Raw genomic sequence first — 15,226 nt, 5'->3', positions numbered from 1 at the left:
GATGGCACCCCCCGAAACGCCGAACGGCCCCGACGACACCTCGGGCGGCCCTGGAGGGAACGGCTCGGGCGCACGCGGCCGCGATCCGCGACTGGCCCCGCCCCGTGCGGAAGCGGCGGGCTGGGGGGAGCTCGACGTCCGTGCCGTGGACACCGTGCGGGTGCTGGCCGCCGACGCCGTGCAGAAGGCGGGCCACGGTCATCCGGGTACCGCGATGAGCCTGGCCCCGCTGGCGTACCTGCTGTTCCAGCAGGTGATGCGGCACGACCCGGCCGACGACCGGTGGATCGGCCGCGACCGCTTCGTCCTCTCCTGCGGCCACTCCAGCCTCACGCTCTACATCCAGCTCTACCTCAGCGGATACGGCATGGAGCTGTCGGACCTGGAGGCGCTGCGCACGTGGGGGTCGGCCACCCCCGGCCACCCCGAGTACCGCCACACCCGAGGCGTCGAGATCACCACCGGGCCGCTGGGTCAGGGGCTCGCCTCCGCCGTGGGCATGGCCATGGCCGGACGGCGCGAGCGCGGCCTCCTCGACCCGGACGCGCCCACCGGCACGAGCCCCTTCGACCACCACGTGTACGTCGTCGCCTCCGACGGCGACCTGATGGAAGGCGTGACGGCCGAGGCCAGTTCGCTGGCCGGGCACCAGGAGCTCGGAAACCTGATCGTCTTCTACGACTCCAACCAGATCTCCATCGAGGACGACACCGACATCTCCTTCAGCGAGGACGTCACCGCCCGCTACGCCTCGTACGGCTGGCACGTCCAGACGGTCGACTTCACCCGGACCGGCGACTACGTCGAGGACGTCGACGCCCTGCTCGCCGCCGTCGATGCCGCCAGGAGCGAGACCGGCCGGCCCTCCCTGATCCTGCTGCGCACGATCATCGGCTGGCCCGCGCCCACCAAGCAGAACACCGGCAAGGCCCACGGCTCCGCGCTCGGCGACGAGGAGGTAGCCGCCACCAAGAAGCTGCTCGGCTTCGACCCGGACGCCGACTTCGCCGTCGAGGACGACGTGCTGGAGCACGCCCGCGCGGTCCGCGAGCGCGGTGCCGAGGCCCACCGCGCCTGGGAGCCCGGCTATCAGGAGTGGCGCTCCGCCCACCCGGAGCGGGCCCGGCTCCTCGACCGGCTGCGGGAACAGCGGCTTCCGGAGGGCTGGACCGACAGCCTGCCCGTCTTCGCCCCGGACCCCAAGGGCATCGCCACCCGCAAGGCGTCCGGCGACGTGCTCACCGCGCTGGCCCCCGTGCTGCCCGAACTGTGGGGCGGATCGGCCGACCTCGCGGGGAGCAACAACACCACCATGGACGGCGAGCCGTCCTTCGTGCCGGAGTCCCGGCAGACCGGGGAGTTCCCCGGCAACCCGTACGGCCGCACGCTCCACTTCGGCATCCGCGAGCACGCCATGGGCGCGATCCTCAACGGCATCGCCCTCCAGAGCCTCACCCGCCCCTACGGCGGTACGTTCCTGATCTTCAGCGACTACATGCGCCCGGCCGTCCGGCTCGCCGCCCTGATGAAGCTGCCGGTCACCTACGTCTGGACCCACGACTCGATCGGCCTGGGAGAGGACGGGCCCACCCACCAGCCGGTCGAGCAACTGGCCGCCCTCCGCGCGATCCCCGGCCTCGACGTCGTACGGCCCGCCGACGCGAACGAGACCGCCGTCTGCTGGCGCACCGTCCTGGAGCACCACGACCGGCCCGCCGGGCTCGCCCTCACCCGGCAGCCGCTGCCCGTCCTGGAGCGCGGCGAGCGCGCGTACGCCTCCGCCGAGGGGGCGGCGCGCGGCGGGTACGTCCTCGCCGACAGCCGGGGGGAGACGCCCGACGTCATCCTCGTCGCCACCGGCTCGGAGGTCCACATCGCCCTGGAGGCGCGGGAGTTGCTGGCCGCCGAGGGGCACGACGCACGGGTGGTCTCGCTGCCCTGCCGCGAGTGGTTCGCGGAGCAGCCGTACGCGTACCAGGACGAGGTGCTCCCGCCCGAGGTCCGGGCGCGGGTCAGTGTCGAAGCCGCCGTCGCGCAGGGCTGGCGGGACGTGGTGGGGGACGCGGGCCGCATGGTCAGCCTGGAGCACTTCGGCGCGTCCGCCCCTTACGAGCGGCTGTACGAGGAGTTCGGCATCACGCCCGCCGCGGTCGCCGAAGCCGCACGGGAGAGCATGCGCGCGGCGTCCGGCCCCGTCCGGCCCGGCGGGGAGCGCCCCGGCGCGACCCCGACCGAGGGCGGCACCGGAGACGTCGGCTGAGCGACCCCCGGCCTCCGGCCTCCGGCCCCCGGCCCCCGGCCTCCGGCCACTGACCCCCGGCCCCCGGCCTCGACCCCCGGCCCTGACCATCCGACCTCCGACCTCGGTCGGCCGGGACGCTCGGAAGGCCCACCGGCACCGAAGACCCACCGGCATCACGGAAGCCACCACCAGGACCGTCCTTCACCGCACTCCAGAGGAGCCCCATGTCCCCCGCACGCACCCCCCGTTACACCGTCCCCGGCCTCGGCGTCGACGAGGGGCGGCAGATCATCGACCTGCTGTCCCTGCGTCTGCACGCGCTCAACGACCTCGCGCTCACCCTCAAGCACATCCACTGGAACGTGGTCGGCCCGCACTTCATCGCCGTCCACGAGATGCTCGACCCGCAGACCGCCGCCGTACGGGACATGGCGGACGCCACCGCCGAGCGCATCTCCGCCCTCGGAGGCGAGCCGGACGGCACTCCGGGAGCCCTGGTCAGGGAGCGCACCTGGGACGACTACAGCGTCGGGCGCGCCGACGCCATCGCCCACCTCGGGGCCCTGGACCTCGTCTACACCGGGATCATCGAGGACCACCGCAGGGCGGTCGAGGAGGCCGGCGAGATCGACCCGGTCACCGAGGACCTGCTCATCGAGCACCTGCGCGGCCTGGAGCAGTTCCAGTGGTTCGTCCGCGCCCACCTGGAGTCCGGCTCCGGCGCGCTGTCGACCGCCGGAGCCCGCACCGAGGAGGCGGCGGCCGAGGCGGCGTCCCCGAAGCGGGCCGCCGCCCGGCGGACCCCCGCCAAGAAGACGGCGCTGCCCGCCCCGGCGAAGAAGACCGCGAAGAAGGCGGTCAAGAAGACCACGGCGAGCCGCCGCACCACCCGCTGAGCCGCACTGTCCCGGCAGGAGCGCCCAGCGGGCCCCGGGCGCGGCTGGGAGGCCGGCCGGGCGGTGCCCCCGGCCCGGTCCCGCTCGGGACCGGGCCCTACCCCCGCAGATCGTCCCTGGCCTGCGCCGCGATGTCCGGGAAGTCCGTCACCACCGCGTCCACGCCCTGCCCGTAGTGGAAGGCGTACTCCGCGAACGCGTCGCCGAAGGCGTGGGGGTCGGTGCCCCGGCGGTACGCGGCCGGGAGGTACTGGTTCTCCGCCCGGAAGGTGTACGCGCCGACCTTCAGGCCCGCCGCGTGGGCGTCCGCCAGCAAGGTGCTCGGCGGGACCAGCGAGGACTTGTCCGGCCCGATCCACTCCGCGTACGAGGCGATCTCGCCCAGCCCGGCCGGCGTCATCATCTCCCGGTAGGTGATCCCGTGCCCGTACGGGCCGCCGCTCGTGCCCAGCGCCTGCCACAGGGGGAGGCCGAGCCGGGCGGCGGCCACCCGGCGCAGGCTCGCGGGCTCGAAGGACTGGACGACGCAGTCGCGGGCGGTCAGCCGGTTCCGGCGGATCACCCGGATCAGCTCCTCCTCCAGCGGCAGCCCGATCGAGCGGAAATACGTCGGGTGCTTCGTCTCGGGGAACACCGCGATCCGCCGCCCGGACTCCCGTGAGAGCCGCCGGGCCAGGTCCACGACCTCCTGGAACGTCATCACCCGGCCCCGCCCGTCGAAGACGGTGTTGCGGTCGCGGACCAGCGGAAGCCGCTCCACCGTGCGCAGGGTCCGCAGCTCGCGCAGCGTGAAGTCCTCGGTGAACCAGCCCGTCACCGCCTTGCCGTCGACCGTCTTCGTGGTGCGGCGGTCCGCGAACTCGGGGCGGTCGGCGACGTCCGTCGTCCCGCCGATCTCGTTCTCGTGGCGGACGACCAGGACGTGGTCCTTCGTCGGGACGAGGTCCGGCTCGATCCAGTCGGCCCCGGCCCGTACGGCGTAGGCGTACGCGTCGGCGGTGTGCTCGGGCCGCCAGCCCGCGGCCCCGCGGTGGCCGATGACCAGAGGGCCGGACGGGCGGTGGGGCCGGTGGCCCGGGGTCGGGGCGGCGACGGCCGGGGCGGTGGCGGCCGCGGTCACGGCGGCGGTGGCCAGGAGGATCGAACGGCGCCTGGGGGCAACGGACATGAAGGCTCCTCGGGTGGGGTGAGCCATCACGGAAGCGAGTACGGGTGACGGCCCGGAATACGGCGCCCGGCCCTGCGGTGTCCTGTCGGCCACGGATGCGCCCGGCGCCCGGTGGCGGCCACCGGAGCCCCGAACGCCGAAACGCCGGGCCCCGCCCCGATCGTACGAGGAGGAGCCCGGCGTCCGTGGAGGCCGTGCGGGAACTACGTCCGCGGAGCCGGGGCCCCGTCCCCGGCGACGGGGCCCGTGCCGGAACCGGCACCCGAGTCATCGCCCGTGCCGGTACCCGTGCCGTCGCCGGCCTCCGGGCCGGCGTCGCCCCGCCGCCGCTGGCGCAGGAGGCCGACGGCGATCAGGCCCACGGTCAGCGCCCCCGTGGCGAGCAGCTGGTCACGGGTGTCCGGCTGGCGCAGCATCAGCAGGAAGATGCCCGCCATGGCCGCCAGGGCGGCGATCGTGCCGACGGGGAAGAACCACATCCGCACGACCAGCGTCTCGGGCGCCTCCCGCTCGGTGCGGCGGCGCAGGATCAGCTGGGAGACCGCGATGAAGATCCACACGACGAGGATCACCGCGCCGATCATGTTCAGCAGCCACGGGAAGACGTCGTCGGGCCGCCAGTAGCTGAGCAGCACGCACAGGAAGCCGAAGACCGAGGAGAACAGCACCGCGTTGCGCGGCACCCCGGAGGAGATCCTGCCGAGCACGGACGGGCCCTGGCCGCGGGCGACCAGCGACCGGGCCATGCGGGACGCGCCGTAGATGTTGGCGTTCATCGCGGAGAGCAGGGCGATGAGGATGACCACGTTCATGATCTGGGCGGCGCTCCCGACGCCCAGGTGGTCGAGCATCGCGTAGAAGGGGCCGACCTCGGCGACCTTCGGGTCGTCCCAGGGGACCAGCGTGACGATGACCGCCATCGAGCCGATGTAGAAGACGGCGATGCGCCACATCGCCGTACGGACCGCCTTGGCGACGCCCTGCACCGGGTTCTCGGACTCGGCCGCCGCGATGGTGACCGTCTCCAGACCGCCGTACGCGAAGACGGAGGCGAGGAGTCCGATGATGAAGCCGTCCATGCCCTTGGGCAGGAAGCCGCCGTCCCCGGTGAGGTTGGACAGGCCGGGCGCGTCCGTGTCGGGCAGTACGCCGAAGATCGCCAGCAGGCCGAGGACCAGGAACAGCGTGATCGCGATGACCTTGAGCGCGGCGAACCAGAACTCGAACTCGCCGAAGTTCTTCACTGCGGCCAGGTTCGTCCCCAGGAAGATCACCATGAAGAGGGCGACCCAGGCCCACTCCGGGGTCCCCGGCAGCCAGCCGCCGACGATCTGCGCGGCCCCGATGCCCTCCAGGCCCACGGCGACGCAGAGCAGGAACCAGAAGGACCAGCCCGCGGTGAACCCGGCCCATGGGCCGATCGCCCGCTCGGCGTGCACGGAGAAGGAGCCGGACGCCGGGTTGGCGGCCGACATCTCGCCGAGCATGCGCATCACCATCATGACGAGCAGCCCGGAGATGGCGTACGCGATGATGATCGAGGGCCCCGCCGCGGCGATCCCGGCGCCCGAGCCGACGAAGAGCCCGGCGCCGATCACCCCGCCGAGGGCGATCATCGACAGGTGCCGCTGCTTGAGGCCGTGGGTGAGCGCGGAGTCCGCCGAGGGGCCGGCGGGGGCCGCGGCGTCAGCGGTGGGGGGAGACGCGGAAGTCCGAGGCATGGACGAGCTCTGTTCGGTAGTCGAGACGGGGGAAGAACCCACAGTCTGGGCATCCGCACCGCTCACACGGGAAGAGTGTCCGCTATACGGTCACCAGGCTCACACAAGGTGCACACCCGCCTACCGGGGGATGCGCCCGGCCGGGGCGCCACCCCGGCAGCGGACTCACCCCGTGGTCCGCAGCACGTCCCGTACCTGACCGCTCAGCTCCTCCGGGAGCCGCCCGTAGCCCAGGCCGCCGGCCGACCGCCGGCCGTCCTTGCTCACGGCGTGGGTGAAGAAGCCGCGCGCGGTCGCCGCCTTGCCCGCCGCGTCGTCCGTGCCGCACAGGACGGCGTATCCGAACCGGACGATCGGGTACGCGCCCTTGGCGCGCATGGCGTGATCGATGTCCATCGCCAGGTCGGTGCCGCCGGTGGTCACGCGCTGCGCCGTGGCGGCTCCCGCGGTCACCGATTCCGGCGTCGGGCCGACCGGTTCGCTGCCACCCGTGTCCAGGAACGCGGGCTTCAGCTCCATCGACGTCATGTACTGCATCGCCACGTAGGAGATCGAGCCCTCGGTCTTCGCCACCAGTTCCGCGACCTCCTGCGGGCCCGGCGCGCCTCGGCCGACCCGCTCGGGCATGCCTCCCGAGGGCCGGTACCTCCAGACGTCGGGCGCCGCCTCGGCCAGGTAGGTGGTGAAGATGAGCGTCGTGGTGGCGGTGCCCAGCTGGTGAATGGGGGCGATCTTCCGGTCGGGCAGGGTCGTGCCCCGGTTGAGCGCCGCGAGCGCGGGGTCGTTCCAGCGGGTGATGGAGCCCTGGAAGATCATCGCCAGGGTGCGTGCGTCGACGGTCACCGAGTCGACGCCCCGGAGGTTGACGACGACCGCGATCGGCAGCGTGGTCACGGGGATCTGGAGGGCGCCTCCCGGACCGCAGCGCCGCTGGGCCCACTTCGCCTGGTCCGGGGTCATCGCGTCGTCGAGAAGCGCGAAGTCGCTCTTCTCGGTCTGGAAGTCGAGCAAGCCGACTCCGTTGCCGTTGCCCTCGTAGGCGACCTGGGCGCCCGGGCAGTCGCGGGCGTAGCCGGCGGCCCAACTGCTCATGGCCCGCTGCTGCATGCTGGACCCGGCTCCGCGCAGCAGACTTCCGGCGGCGCCGCACGAGGGGTCCACGGAAGGCCGGGCACGGGTGGCGGAAGCCGAAGGGCTCGTGCTCGGGTTCGGGCCGGCCTTGTCGTCGTCACCGTCCGGGAGCCCGCTGATGACGAGCGGAACGGCTGTCGCCACCACCACGGCGGCAGCGGCCACGGCGAGCCACACCGGCTTCACACGACGGCCCGCGCGGGCGGGCGCCGGCCGGACCCCGTCCGGGGCGCTGACCGGCGGGCCGTACGGAAGGGCGGGTGCGGGTGCGGTTACGGGGGCCGGTTCCGGGTCGGGCCGCGTGAACGCGAGTGTGGGGGCCGGCTGTCCTCCGGCCTCGCGGGCCGCCTGCGTGAGCGCGTCGAGCAGTTGCCCGACGGTCGGCCGCAGCGCGGGATCCTTCGCCAGGCACGGAACCACCAGGCGGCACAACTCCTCGGAGAGGCCCGTCAGGTCCGCCTGTTCGTAGACGACGCGGAACCCGATCGCATGGGAGGAGTCCCCGTCGAAGGGCCCGTGCCCGGTGGCCGCGTACACCAGCACCGAGCCGAGGGAGAAGACGTCCGCCGCCGGGCCGACGTCCGCGCTCCGGAACTGCTCGGGCGCCATGAACGGCGGCGTGCCCACCACCGTCCCGGCGTGCGTGAGCTGGGTGGCGTCGGCGGCGCGGGAGATGCCGAAGTCGATGACGCGGGGCCCGTCGCGGGCCAGCAGCACATTGCCGGGCTTCAGGTCCCGGTGCACCAGACCGGCACGGTGGATGTCCCGCAGCGCTTCGGCGAGCCCGGCCGCCAGCTGCCGCACCTCGGCCACGGTGAGCGGCCCCCGGGCGAGGACCCGCTCGGCCAGCGACGGGCCGGGCACGTACAAGGTCGCCAGCCACGGGGTGTCGCTCTCGGGATCGGCGTCCACCACGGGAGCCGTGAACGCCCCGCTGACCCGGCGCGCGGCCTCGACCTCCCGGCGGAAGCGGTCCCGGAACCCGGGATCCTGTGCCAGCTCGGGCCTGATCACCTTCACGGCGACCTTCCGGCCCGACAGCGTCCGCGCGAGGTACACCACGCCCATCCCGCCGGCCCCGAGCCTGCCCTCCAGCGTGTAGGAGCCCATCGAGCGCGGATCCTCACCCAGCAACGTCATGTCTGTCGTCCCCCTGTGCTCCACCCGTACCCCGCACCGGCCACGGCGGCCCCGTCGGCGCGCGTACGCGCCCTGTCCCGGCCGGCCGGCCCGGAACAGGGTATCGGTGGCCGCCGCCGGACCCCGCCGTGCGGGACGGCCCGCTCCCGACCCGTGTACGGAGCCGCCGGGGAGCCGACCGCTCGTCCCCGCGGGAAGCGGATCGTCCAGGGGGAAGCGCATCGTTCACGGGGGAGCTGATCGTTTATGGGGAAGCTACAGTCCCGCCGCCCAGCGCCCTCCCCGCCGGAACGCGCCGACAACGCCCTCACCTCCGTGACGCGTGTCACGCGGGAACATGATTGCGCGGCGGGCTTTGTGTGAATCCCACCAAGCCGCCAACCGCCGCTTTGTGGGCGGCTGATGGTGATCGGGCGCCGACCCGTGGGCTAACGTCGGCGGGAGCCCGACCCCACCCTGCCCGGCGGGGGCCGCCCAGGCCCGACCGCCCTCACCCGCGGAGTCCCGATGAGCACTGCTGCCGCCCCCGTCCGCTCCGGAGCGGTCCTCGCCGACCTGCTGCCCGCAGCCCGGCACCGCTACGCCGTGGACGCGGCCCTCGTCCTCGGCGGCGCCGCCCTGACCGGCATCGCGGCCCAGATCGCCGTCCCCGTCCCCGGCTCCCCGGTCCCGGTCACCGGCCAGACCTTCGCCGCGCTCCTCATCGGCACCGCGCTCGGCGCCCGCCGGGGCTTCCTCTCGCTCGCCCTGTACGCGCTCGTCGGCATGGCCGGCATGCCGTGGTTCGCCGAGGCGTCCTCCGGCTGGAGCATGCCGTCCCTCGGCTACGTCTTCGGCATGCTCCTGGCCGCCACCGCCGTCGGCGCGCTCGCCCGGCGCGGCGGCGACCGTTCGGTGCTGCGCACCGCGGGCACCATGATCCTCGGTTCCGCCATCATCTACGCCGTGGGCGTGCCCTACCTCGCGCTGTCCACCGGGATGTCGCTGAGCGCCGCCGTCGCGGCGGGCCTCACCCCGTTCCTGATCGGCGACGCCCTCAAGGCGGCCCTGGCCATGGGCGTGCTGCCGACCACGTGGAAGCTCCTCGGCCGCCGCGGCTGAGTCACCGCTCAGCCCTCGTAGGGGCCCCCGAAGAGGCCCGCCGGATCGTACTGGGAGACCAGGCCGGCGAGCCTCTTCGCCGTTTCCGGCCCGTGGAGACCGGTGGTACGGTCGCCGCCGCCGAAGGAGAAGTTCAGGGACCGTCCCAGCACCCGCGACCCCAGCACCCCGGCCACCTCCTCGTACAGCGAGCGCACCGACGCCACGTCCGTACCGTCCAGCGGCGACAGCACCCGCAGCAGGTACCGCGCGTCCCGGTGGGGCACCGCGCGTTCGCCGGCTCGGGCGGCTCGGCCAGGGCCCCGCCGAGGTGGTTGAGCTGCACCACGGTCATCATCGGCGCGCCGGGCCCCGTCAGCTCCAGGACCCGCGCCGCCCGCTCCGCGTCCAGCTCCCGCACCATCAGCCCGTCCCCGTAATACGCGTGCGGGAACGGCGGGTCGTTGTGGATCGTGGAGCTCTCCGTGTACGGCATCTCCCGCAGCGAGTCCGACAGCGCGGGCCCGATCGCCCGCAGCGGGGCCACCAGCCGCTCACCCTCGGCCGCGTCCCCCGTGAACGCGACCCGCACCGAGACGGCGTACCGTCCCCGCAACTCCTCGGGAAGCCGCGGCATGTCCGGGTGGACCAGCGCGGCCAGCGACGACGTCAGGGTCTCGGGCACGGTCCGGGTCCACTCCAGATAGGCGGCCACCACCTCCGCGGCCCGTTCCCCGCCGAACGCGATCGTCCCCCCGTACAGCCGCTCCACCGCCACCAGGCCGATCTCCAGTGCGGTGACCACTCCCAGCCGGTGTCCGCCGCCGCGCAGCCCCCAGAACAGCTCCGGCTCGCGCTCCGGCGTGACCCGGCGCCGCACCCCGTCCGCGGTCACCGCCTCCAGCGCCCGGACGTGGTCGGCGGCGTACCCGAACTGCCGGGCCAGGATGCCCAGTCCGCCGCCCAGCGTGTACGAGACGGCGCCCACCGAGGGCGACGAGCCGTTGAGCGGGGCGAGGCCGTGCGGGGCCGCGGCGGCGGCCACCGCGCCCCAGGTCGCGCCCGCGCCGACCGTGGCGGTGCGGGCGACCGGATCGACGGTGACCGAGTCCAGGGCGCGGGTGAGCACGAGGACGCCGCCCTCGACCGCACCGGGCAGCCCGTGCCCGGTGGCGTGCGCGGTCACCCGGAGCCCGCGCTCGGCGGCGTACGCCACGGCCTCCCGTACGTCGTCGGGGGTGCGGGCCTCGACCAGCCGGTCGGGGCGGATCGGGAAGCCGGTCTGGAAGCCGGCGGGAGCGGGCCCCTCGGGCCGCGACCGGTGCTGGGGGGACGACATGGAAAAGCTCTCCTTCGCTCGCGTTCCTGCGGTGCGAAGGAGAGCTTCCCCGTCCTACCTGACAGCCTCCGTCAGGTATGGATCACGGTGCGCGGCGGACGGGCGGCGATCACCGGGCGGCGGCCTTGCGGCCACGCCGCTCGCGTACCAGCGAGATGCCCACCACCAGGGCCGCGACCAGCAGCGACAGCACGACCTGCTCGCGGGCCGTGTCATCGGTCAGCATGTAGACCAGGACGAACGAGATCATCGCGATCGTCGCCCAGGTGAGGTACGGGAAGAGCCACATGCGCACGACCAGCTTGCCCGGTGTCTCGCGCAGGATGATCCCGCGCATCCGCAGCTGGGTGAAGCAGATGACCAGCCACACGAAGAGCGCGACCGCGCCGGAGGAGTTCAGCAGGAACTGGAAGACCGTGTCGGGCCACTGGTAGTTGAAGAACACCGCCACGAAGCCGAAGACCACCGACGACAGGATCGCCGTCTGCGGCACGCCCCGCCGGTTGACCCTGGCGAAGGACTTCGGCGCGTCGCCCCGCTCGCCGAGCGAGAACGCCATGCGGGAGGCGGTGTAGAGGCCGGAGTTGAGGCAGGACAGCACGGCGGTCAGCACGATGAAGTCCATGACCTGGCCCGCGTGCGGGATGCCGATCGAGTCCAGGGCGGCGACGTAGCTGCCCTTCTCCACGATCGACGGGTCGTTCCACGGCAGCAGCGTCAGCACCACGAAGATCGAGCCGAGGTAGAAGACGGCGATCCGCCAGATCACGCTGTTGGTGGCCTTCGAGACGGCCCGCTGCGGGTCCGTCGACTCACCGGCGGCCAGCGTCACGATCTCACTGCCCATGAACGAGAAGACGACCATCAGCACACCGGTGAGGATCGCGCCCGGCCCCTCGGGGAAGAACCCGCCGGAGTCCGTCAGATGCGCGAGCCCGGACGCGGGGTTGTCCGAACCGGGCAGGAACCCGAAGACCGCGAGGAAGCCGACGACCACGAACGCGGCGATCGCCACGACCTTGATCCCGGCGAACCAGAACTCGAACTCACCGTAACTGCCCACCGAGACCAGGTTGGTGGCGGTCAGGACGACCATCACGATCAGCGCCCAGGCCCACTGCGGCACACCGGGGATCCAGCCCTCCAGGATCTTCGCGCCCGCCGTGGCCTCCACCGCGAGCACCACGACCCAGAAGAACCAGTAGAGCCAGCCGATGGAGAACCCTGCCCACCGGCCGAGCGCCTGGTCGGCGTAGGCGGAGAAGGAACCCGAGCTGGGCCGGGCGGCGGCCATCTCGCCGAGCATCCGCATCACGAGGACGACCATGAGGCCGACCATCGCGTACGAGACGAGGATCGCCGGGCCCGCCGCCGCGATGCCCGCGCTGGAACCCACGAAGAGCCCGGCGCCGATCACACCGCCGATCGCGATCATCGAGAGGTGGCGGTTCTTCAGGCCTGCCTGAAGCCCGTCCGACGAGTCCGTCCGGTCCGGCTCGCCGGGTTCCTGGCCCGGCTTCGCCAGCGTCGTCTGCGACGTCATGGGGGGAGTCCTTACGTTTTCGAACCTGAGGATGCGCCCTGCTCCGCCGTGGGGTGGTGCGAAGACAAGGCCACGCATTGAAGCCCGGAAAGGGACGGAAACGGAACCCCCTCTTCCAGATCATTTGCCCGATCGTTGCCCGCGTGGCGTTGACCACATCGCGCGCGAAGGGCGGGAAGCCCGGACCCCGCTGACGATTACCCCCCGAAGTTCGTGCCACACTTCGCACCATGCGCGTGTACCTCGGATCCGACCATGCCGGCTACGAACTCAAGAACCACCTCGTCGAGTGGCTCGGCGCCCACGGCCACGAAGCCGTCGACTGCGGCCCCCACATCTACGACGCCCAGGACGACTACCCGCCGTTCTGCCTGCGCGCCGCCGAGAAGACGGCCGCCGACCCGGGCAGCCTCGGCATCGTGATCGGCGGCTCCGGCAACGGCGAGCAGATCGCCGCCAACAAGGTCAAGGGCGTCCGCGCGGCACTGGCCTGGAGCGAGCAGACCGCCGCCCTCGGACGCGAGCACAACGACGCCAACGTCATCGCGATCGGCGGCCGGATGCACACGGTCGAGGAGTCCACGAAGTTCGTCGAGATCTTCCTCGCCACCCCGTACTCGAACGAGGAGCGCCACACGCGCCGCATCGAGATGCTCTCGGCGTACGAGACCACCGGCGAGCTTCCCCCGATCCCGGCCCACCACCCGCAGCAGGGCTGACCGGCCCCGCCGCACCCCCGCCTCCCCGTGCCGCCGGGTCCCGGACCCGGCGGCACGGTCATGCCGTCGACCGCCACCGCCACAGGGAGCAGACCCGCCGTGCCCGAGGGACACACCATCCGCCGCCTCGCCGACGACCACACCGAACGGTTCGCCGGCGCACCGGTCCGGGTGAGCAGTCCGCAGGGCAGGTTCTCCGCCAGCGCGGCCCTCCTCGACGGGCGTACCCTCACCGCCACCGACGCCCACGGCAAGCACCTCTTCCTCGGCTTCGGCGACGCCGGCTGGGTCCACATCCACCTCGGCCTCTTCGGCAAGCTCGGCTTCGGCGCCGCCCCGCCCCCGCCGCCCACCGACACCGTCCGGCTGCGGCTCGTCAACACCGGACACCACGCGGACCTGCGCGGCCCCACCACCTGCGCCCTGATCACCGAGCCCGAGAAGCGCGCGATACACGAGCGCCTGGGGCCGGACCCGCTCCGCGGCGACGAGGACGGGGAGCGCGCCTGGCAGCGGATCTCCCGCAGCCGCACCACCGTCGCCGCCCTGCTGATGGACCAGAAGGTCGTCGCGGGCGTCGGCAACGTCTACCGGGCCGAGGTCCTCTTCCGCCACGGCATCGACCCGTACCGCACGGGCCGCGACCTCACCCGCGCGGAGTGGGACGCCCTCTGGGCGGACCTGGCGGAGCTGATGCGCGAGGGCGTGGCGAACAACCGGATCGACACCGTCCGTCCCGAGCACCTCCCCGAGGCCATGGGCCGCCCGCCCCGCAAGGACGACCACGGCGGCGAGGTCTACGTCTACCGGCGGGCGAACCTCCCCTGCCACATCTGCGGTACGGAGATCCGCACCGCGGACCTCGTCGCGCGCAACCTGTTCTGGTGCCCCCGGTGCCAGTCCTCAGGCCCCTCCGGGGGAGGAAAAGGCTGAAAACCGCCCGAAGAAGGCCGACGGAAACGGACGGGCGACCCCTTTCGCGCACCTGGTCACCGGGGTCCCCCTGCGCCGGAGGCGTCCGGGTGGATAGGGTCCCGGCAGTGGCCCGTAGCGGAGGAGCAGACGACTTCTGGGCCCGGTGGCGGAAGAACGCGCACCGGGTCCGCATCGGGCTGCGCAGGTCCGGGGTCGACTACTTCCGCGGCGACGGCTCCGACTGGATCGCCCTGGCCGGTCTGCTGCTGACGATCCCGGCCATCACCCTGGCCACCGTCGTCAGCCCCGTCTGGTTCGACCCCGCCGCCCTCGCCCTGCCCATCGTGGCGGGCGGCCTCCTGCTGCGCCCCGCCAGCCTGCTCGGCCTGTACGCGACGGCCGCCGGGGCGCTGATAGTCGAGGCGCTCACCCTGGGCCCCTACCTGGACGGCCCCGCGCGGGTCACGCCGGGCACGGTGCTGGTGGTCGCCTCCTGCGGGCTGTTCGGGCTGGTCCTCGCCCAGTTCCGGGCGCGGGTCGGCGTGCCCTGGCGGCGCGGCGGCACGATGCTCTTCGACCTGCGCGAGCGCATCCGGGTGCAGAGTTCCCTGCCCCGGCTGCCCCGCGGGTGGCACCGTGAGATGGCCCTGCGCCCGGCCGGCGGCCAGTCGTTCTCCGGGGACTTCGTCGTCGCGGCCCGCACCCACGGGGGCCGCACCCTGGAGGCCGTGCTCACCGACGTGTCCGGCAAGGGCATGGACGCGGGCTCCCGCGCCCTGCTGCTGTCCGGCGCCTTCGGCGGACTCCTCGGATCGCTGCCCCCGCACGCCTTCCTGCCGGCCGCCAACGGCTATCTGCTGCGCCAGGACTGGGACGAGGGCTTCGCCACCTCGATCCACCTGGTGCTGGACCTGGAGTCCGGCGACTACGAGATCTACTCGGCGGGCCATCCGCCCGCCCTCCAACTGCACGCGGGCAGCGGCCGGTGGGAGGAGAAGTCGGGGGAGGGGCCGCTGCTCGGCGTCTACGACGGGGCGGAGTTCGACGCGGTGAAGGGATCGCTGGCGCCGGGCGATGTGCTGATGCTGTTCACCGACGGTCTCGTGGAGGCGTCCGACCGGGACATCGCCGAGGGCATCGACCGGCTGACCGGCGAGGCCGACCGCTACGTCTCCACCGGCTTCGAGGGTGCGGCCTGGCATCTGATCGAGGCGTGCGCCAAGGACGTGAACGACGACCGGGCCCTGCTGCTGCTCTCCCGCCGGGCCTGAACGACGCCGTACGGTCCGGGGCCGCGGGCCGGACGGGCGGGGCCGGACCGTACGAGAGGCG

The 15,226-nt window shown here is 73.2% G+C and carries 10 protein-coding genes and 1 pseudogene; 6 read left to right on the top strand and 5 right to left on the bottom strand.

Features of this window, described 5'->3' with window-relative positions; all coding sequences use genetic code 11:
- The first annotated feature begins 1 nt into the window (after nt 1).
- The gene (tkt, locus tag QFZ71_RS08615) at nt 2-2,260 is read left to right on the top strand and encodes a transketolase (RefSeq protein ID WP_307667666.1); all 2,259 of its coding nucleotides are present in this window, start codon (nt 2-4) and stop codon (nt 2,258-2,260) included.
- Nucleotides 2,261-2,466: 206 nt separating this feature from the next.
- Nucleotides 2,467-3,138, top strand: coding sequence for a Dps family protein (locus tag QFZ71_RS08610; protein WP_307667665.1), 672 nt, complete (start codon nt 2,467-2,469; stop codon nt 3,136-3,138).
- A gap of 97 nt (nt 3,139-3,235) precedes the next feature.
- Here QFZ71_RS08610 and QFZ71_RS08605 read toward each other — a convergent pair whose 3' ends face one another.
- The 3 genes from QFZ71_RS08605 to QFZ71_RS08595 form a co-directional block, all read right to left on the bottom strand.
- Nucleotides 3,236-4,306, bottom strand: a complete 1,071-nt coding sequence (locus tag QFZ71_RS08605) for a glycerophosphodiester phosphodiesterase family protein (protein ID WP_307667664.1) — start codon at nt 4,304-4,306, stop codon at nt 3,236-3,238.
- Between the two features lie 203 nt (nt 4,307-4,509).
- Nucleotides 4,510-6,027: an amino acid permease gene (locus tag QFZ71_RS08600; protein WP_307667663.1), complete on the bottom strand. Its 1,518-nt coding sequence runs from the start codon at nt 6,025-6,027 to the stop codon at nt 4,510-4,512.
- Between the two features lie 165 nt (nt 6,028-6,192).
- Complete coding sequence (locus QFZ71_RS08595) at nt 6,193-8,298, bottom strand: serine/threonine-protein kinase (protein WP_307667662.1); 2,106 nt, start codon at nt 8,296-8,298, stop codon at nt 6,193-6,195.
- Between the two features lie 507 nt (nt 8,299-8,805).
- Between QFZ71_RS08595 and QFZ71_RS08590 the strand changes: the two genes are divergently transcribed.
- Nucleotides 8,806-9,399, top strand: coding sequence for a biotin transporter BioY (locus tag QFZ71_RS08590; RefSeq protein ID WP_307667661.1), 594 nt, complete (start codon nt 8,806-8,808; stop codon nt 9,397-9,399).
- Between the two features lie 8 nt (nt 9,400-9,407).
- Here the strand turns inward: QFZ71_RS08590 and QFZ71_RS08585 are convergent.
- Nucleotides 9,408-10,717, bottom strand: a pseudogene (locus QFZ71_RS08585) (FAD-binding oxidoreductase).
- Between the two features lie 109 nt (nt 10,718-10,826).
- The gene (locus tag QFZ71_RS08580) at nt 10,827-12,260 is read right to left on the bottom strand and encodes an amino acid permease (protein WP_307667660.1); all 1,434 of its coding nucleotides are present in this window, start codon (nt 12,258-12,260) and stop codon (nt 10,827-10,829) included.
- 230 nt (nt 12,261-12,490) lie between these two features.
- On the opposite strand from QFZ71_RS08580, the gene QFZ71_RS08575 reads away from it, so the two are divergent.
- The 3 genes from QFZ71_RS08575 to QFZ71_RS08565 all read left to right on the top strand — a co-directional run bounded on the left by QFZ71_RS08575 (nt 12,491) and on the right by QFZ71_RS08565 (nt 15,165).
- The gene (locus tag QFZ71_RS08575; RefSeq protein WP_307667659.1) at nt 12,491-12,979 is read left to right on the top strand and encodes a ribose-5-phosphate isomerase; all 489 of its coding nucleotides are present in this window, start codon (nt 12,491-12,493) and stop codon (nt 12,977-12,979) included.
- Between the two features lie 99 nt (nt 12,980-13,078).
- A complete protein-coding gene (locus QFZ71_RS08570; protein ID WP_307667658.1) occupies nt 13,079-13,912 on the top strand; it encodes an Fpg/Nei family DNA glycosylase in 834 nt (277 codons plus the stop codon).
- A 107-nt stretch (nt 13,913-14,019) separates the two neighbouring features.
- Entirely contained in the window at nt 14,020-15,165 is a 1,146-nt protein-coding gene (locus QFZ71_RS08565; RefSeq protein ID WP_307667657.1) for a PP2C family protein-serine/threonine phosphatase, read from the top strand.
- Nucleotides 15,166-15,226: the final 61 nt, after the last annotated feature.

Origin of the sequence: Streptomyces sp. V2I9, assembly GCF_030817475.1 — a bacterium.
Classification (GTDB): Bacteria; Actinomycetota; Actinomycetes; order Streptomycetales; family Streptomycetaceae; genus Streptomyces.
This window is presented reverse-complemented; position numbering and strand designations above follow the sequence as displayed.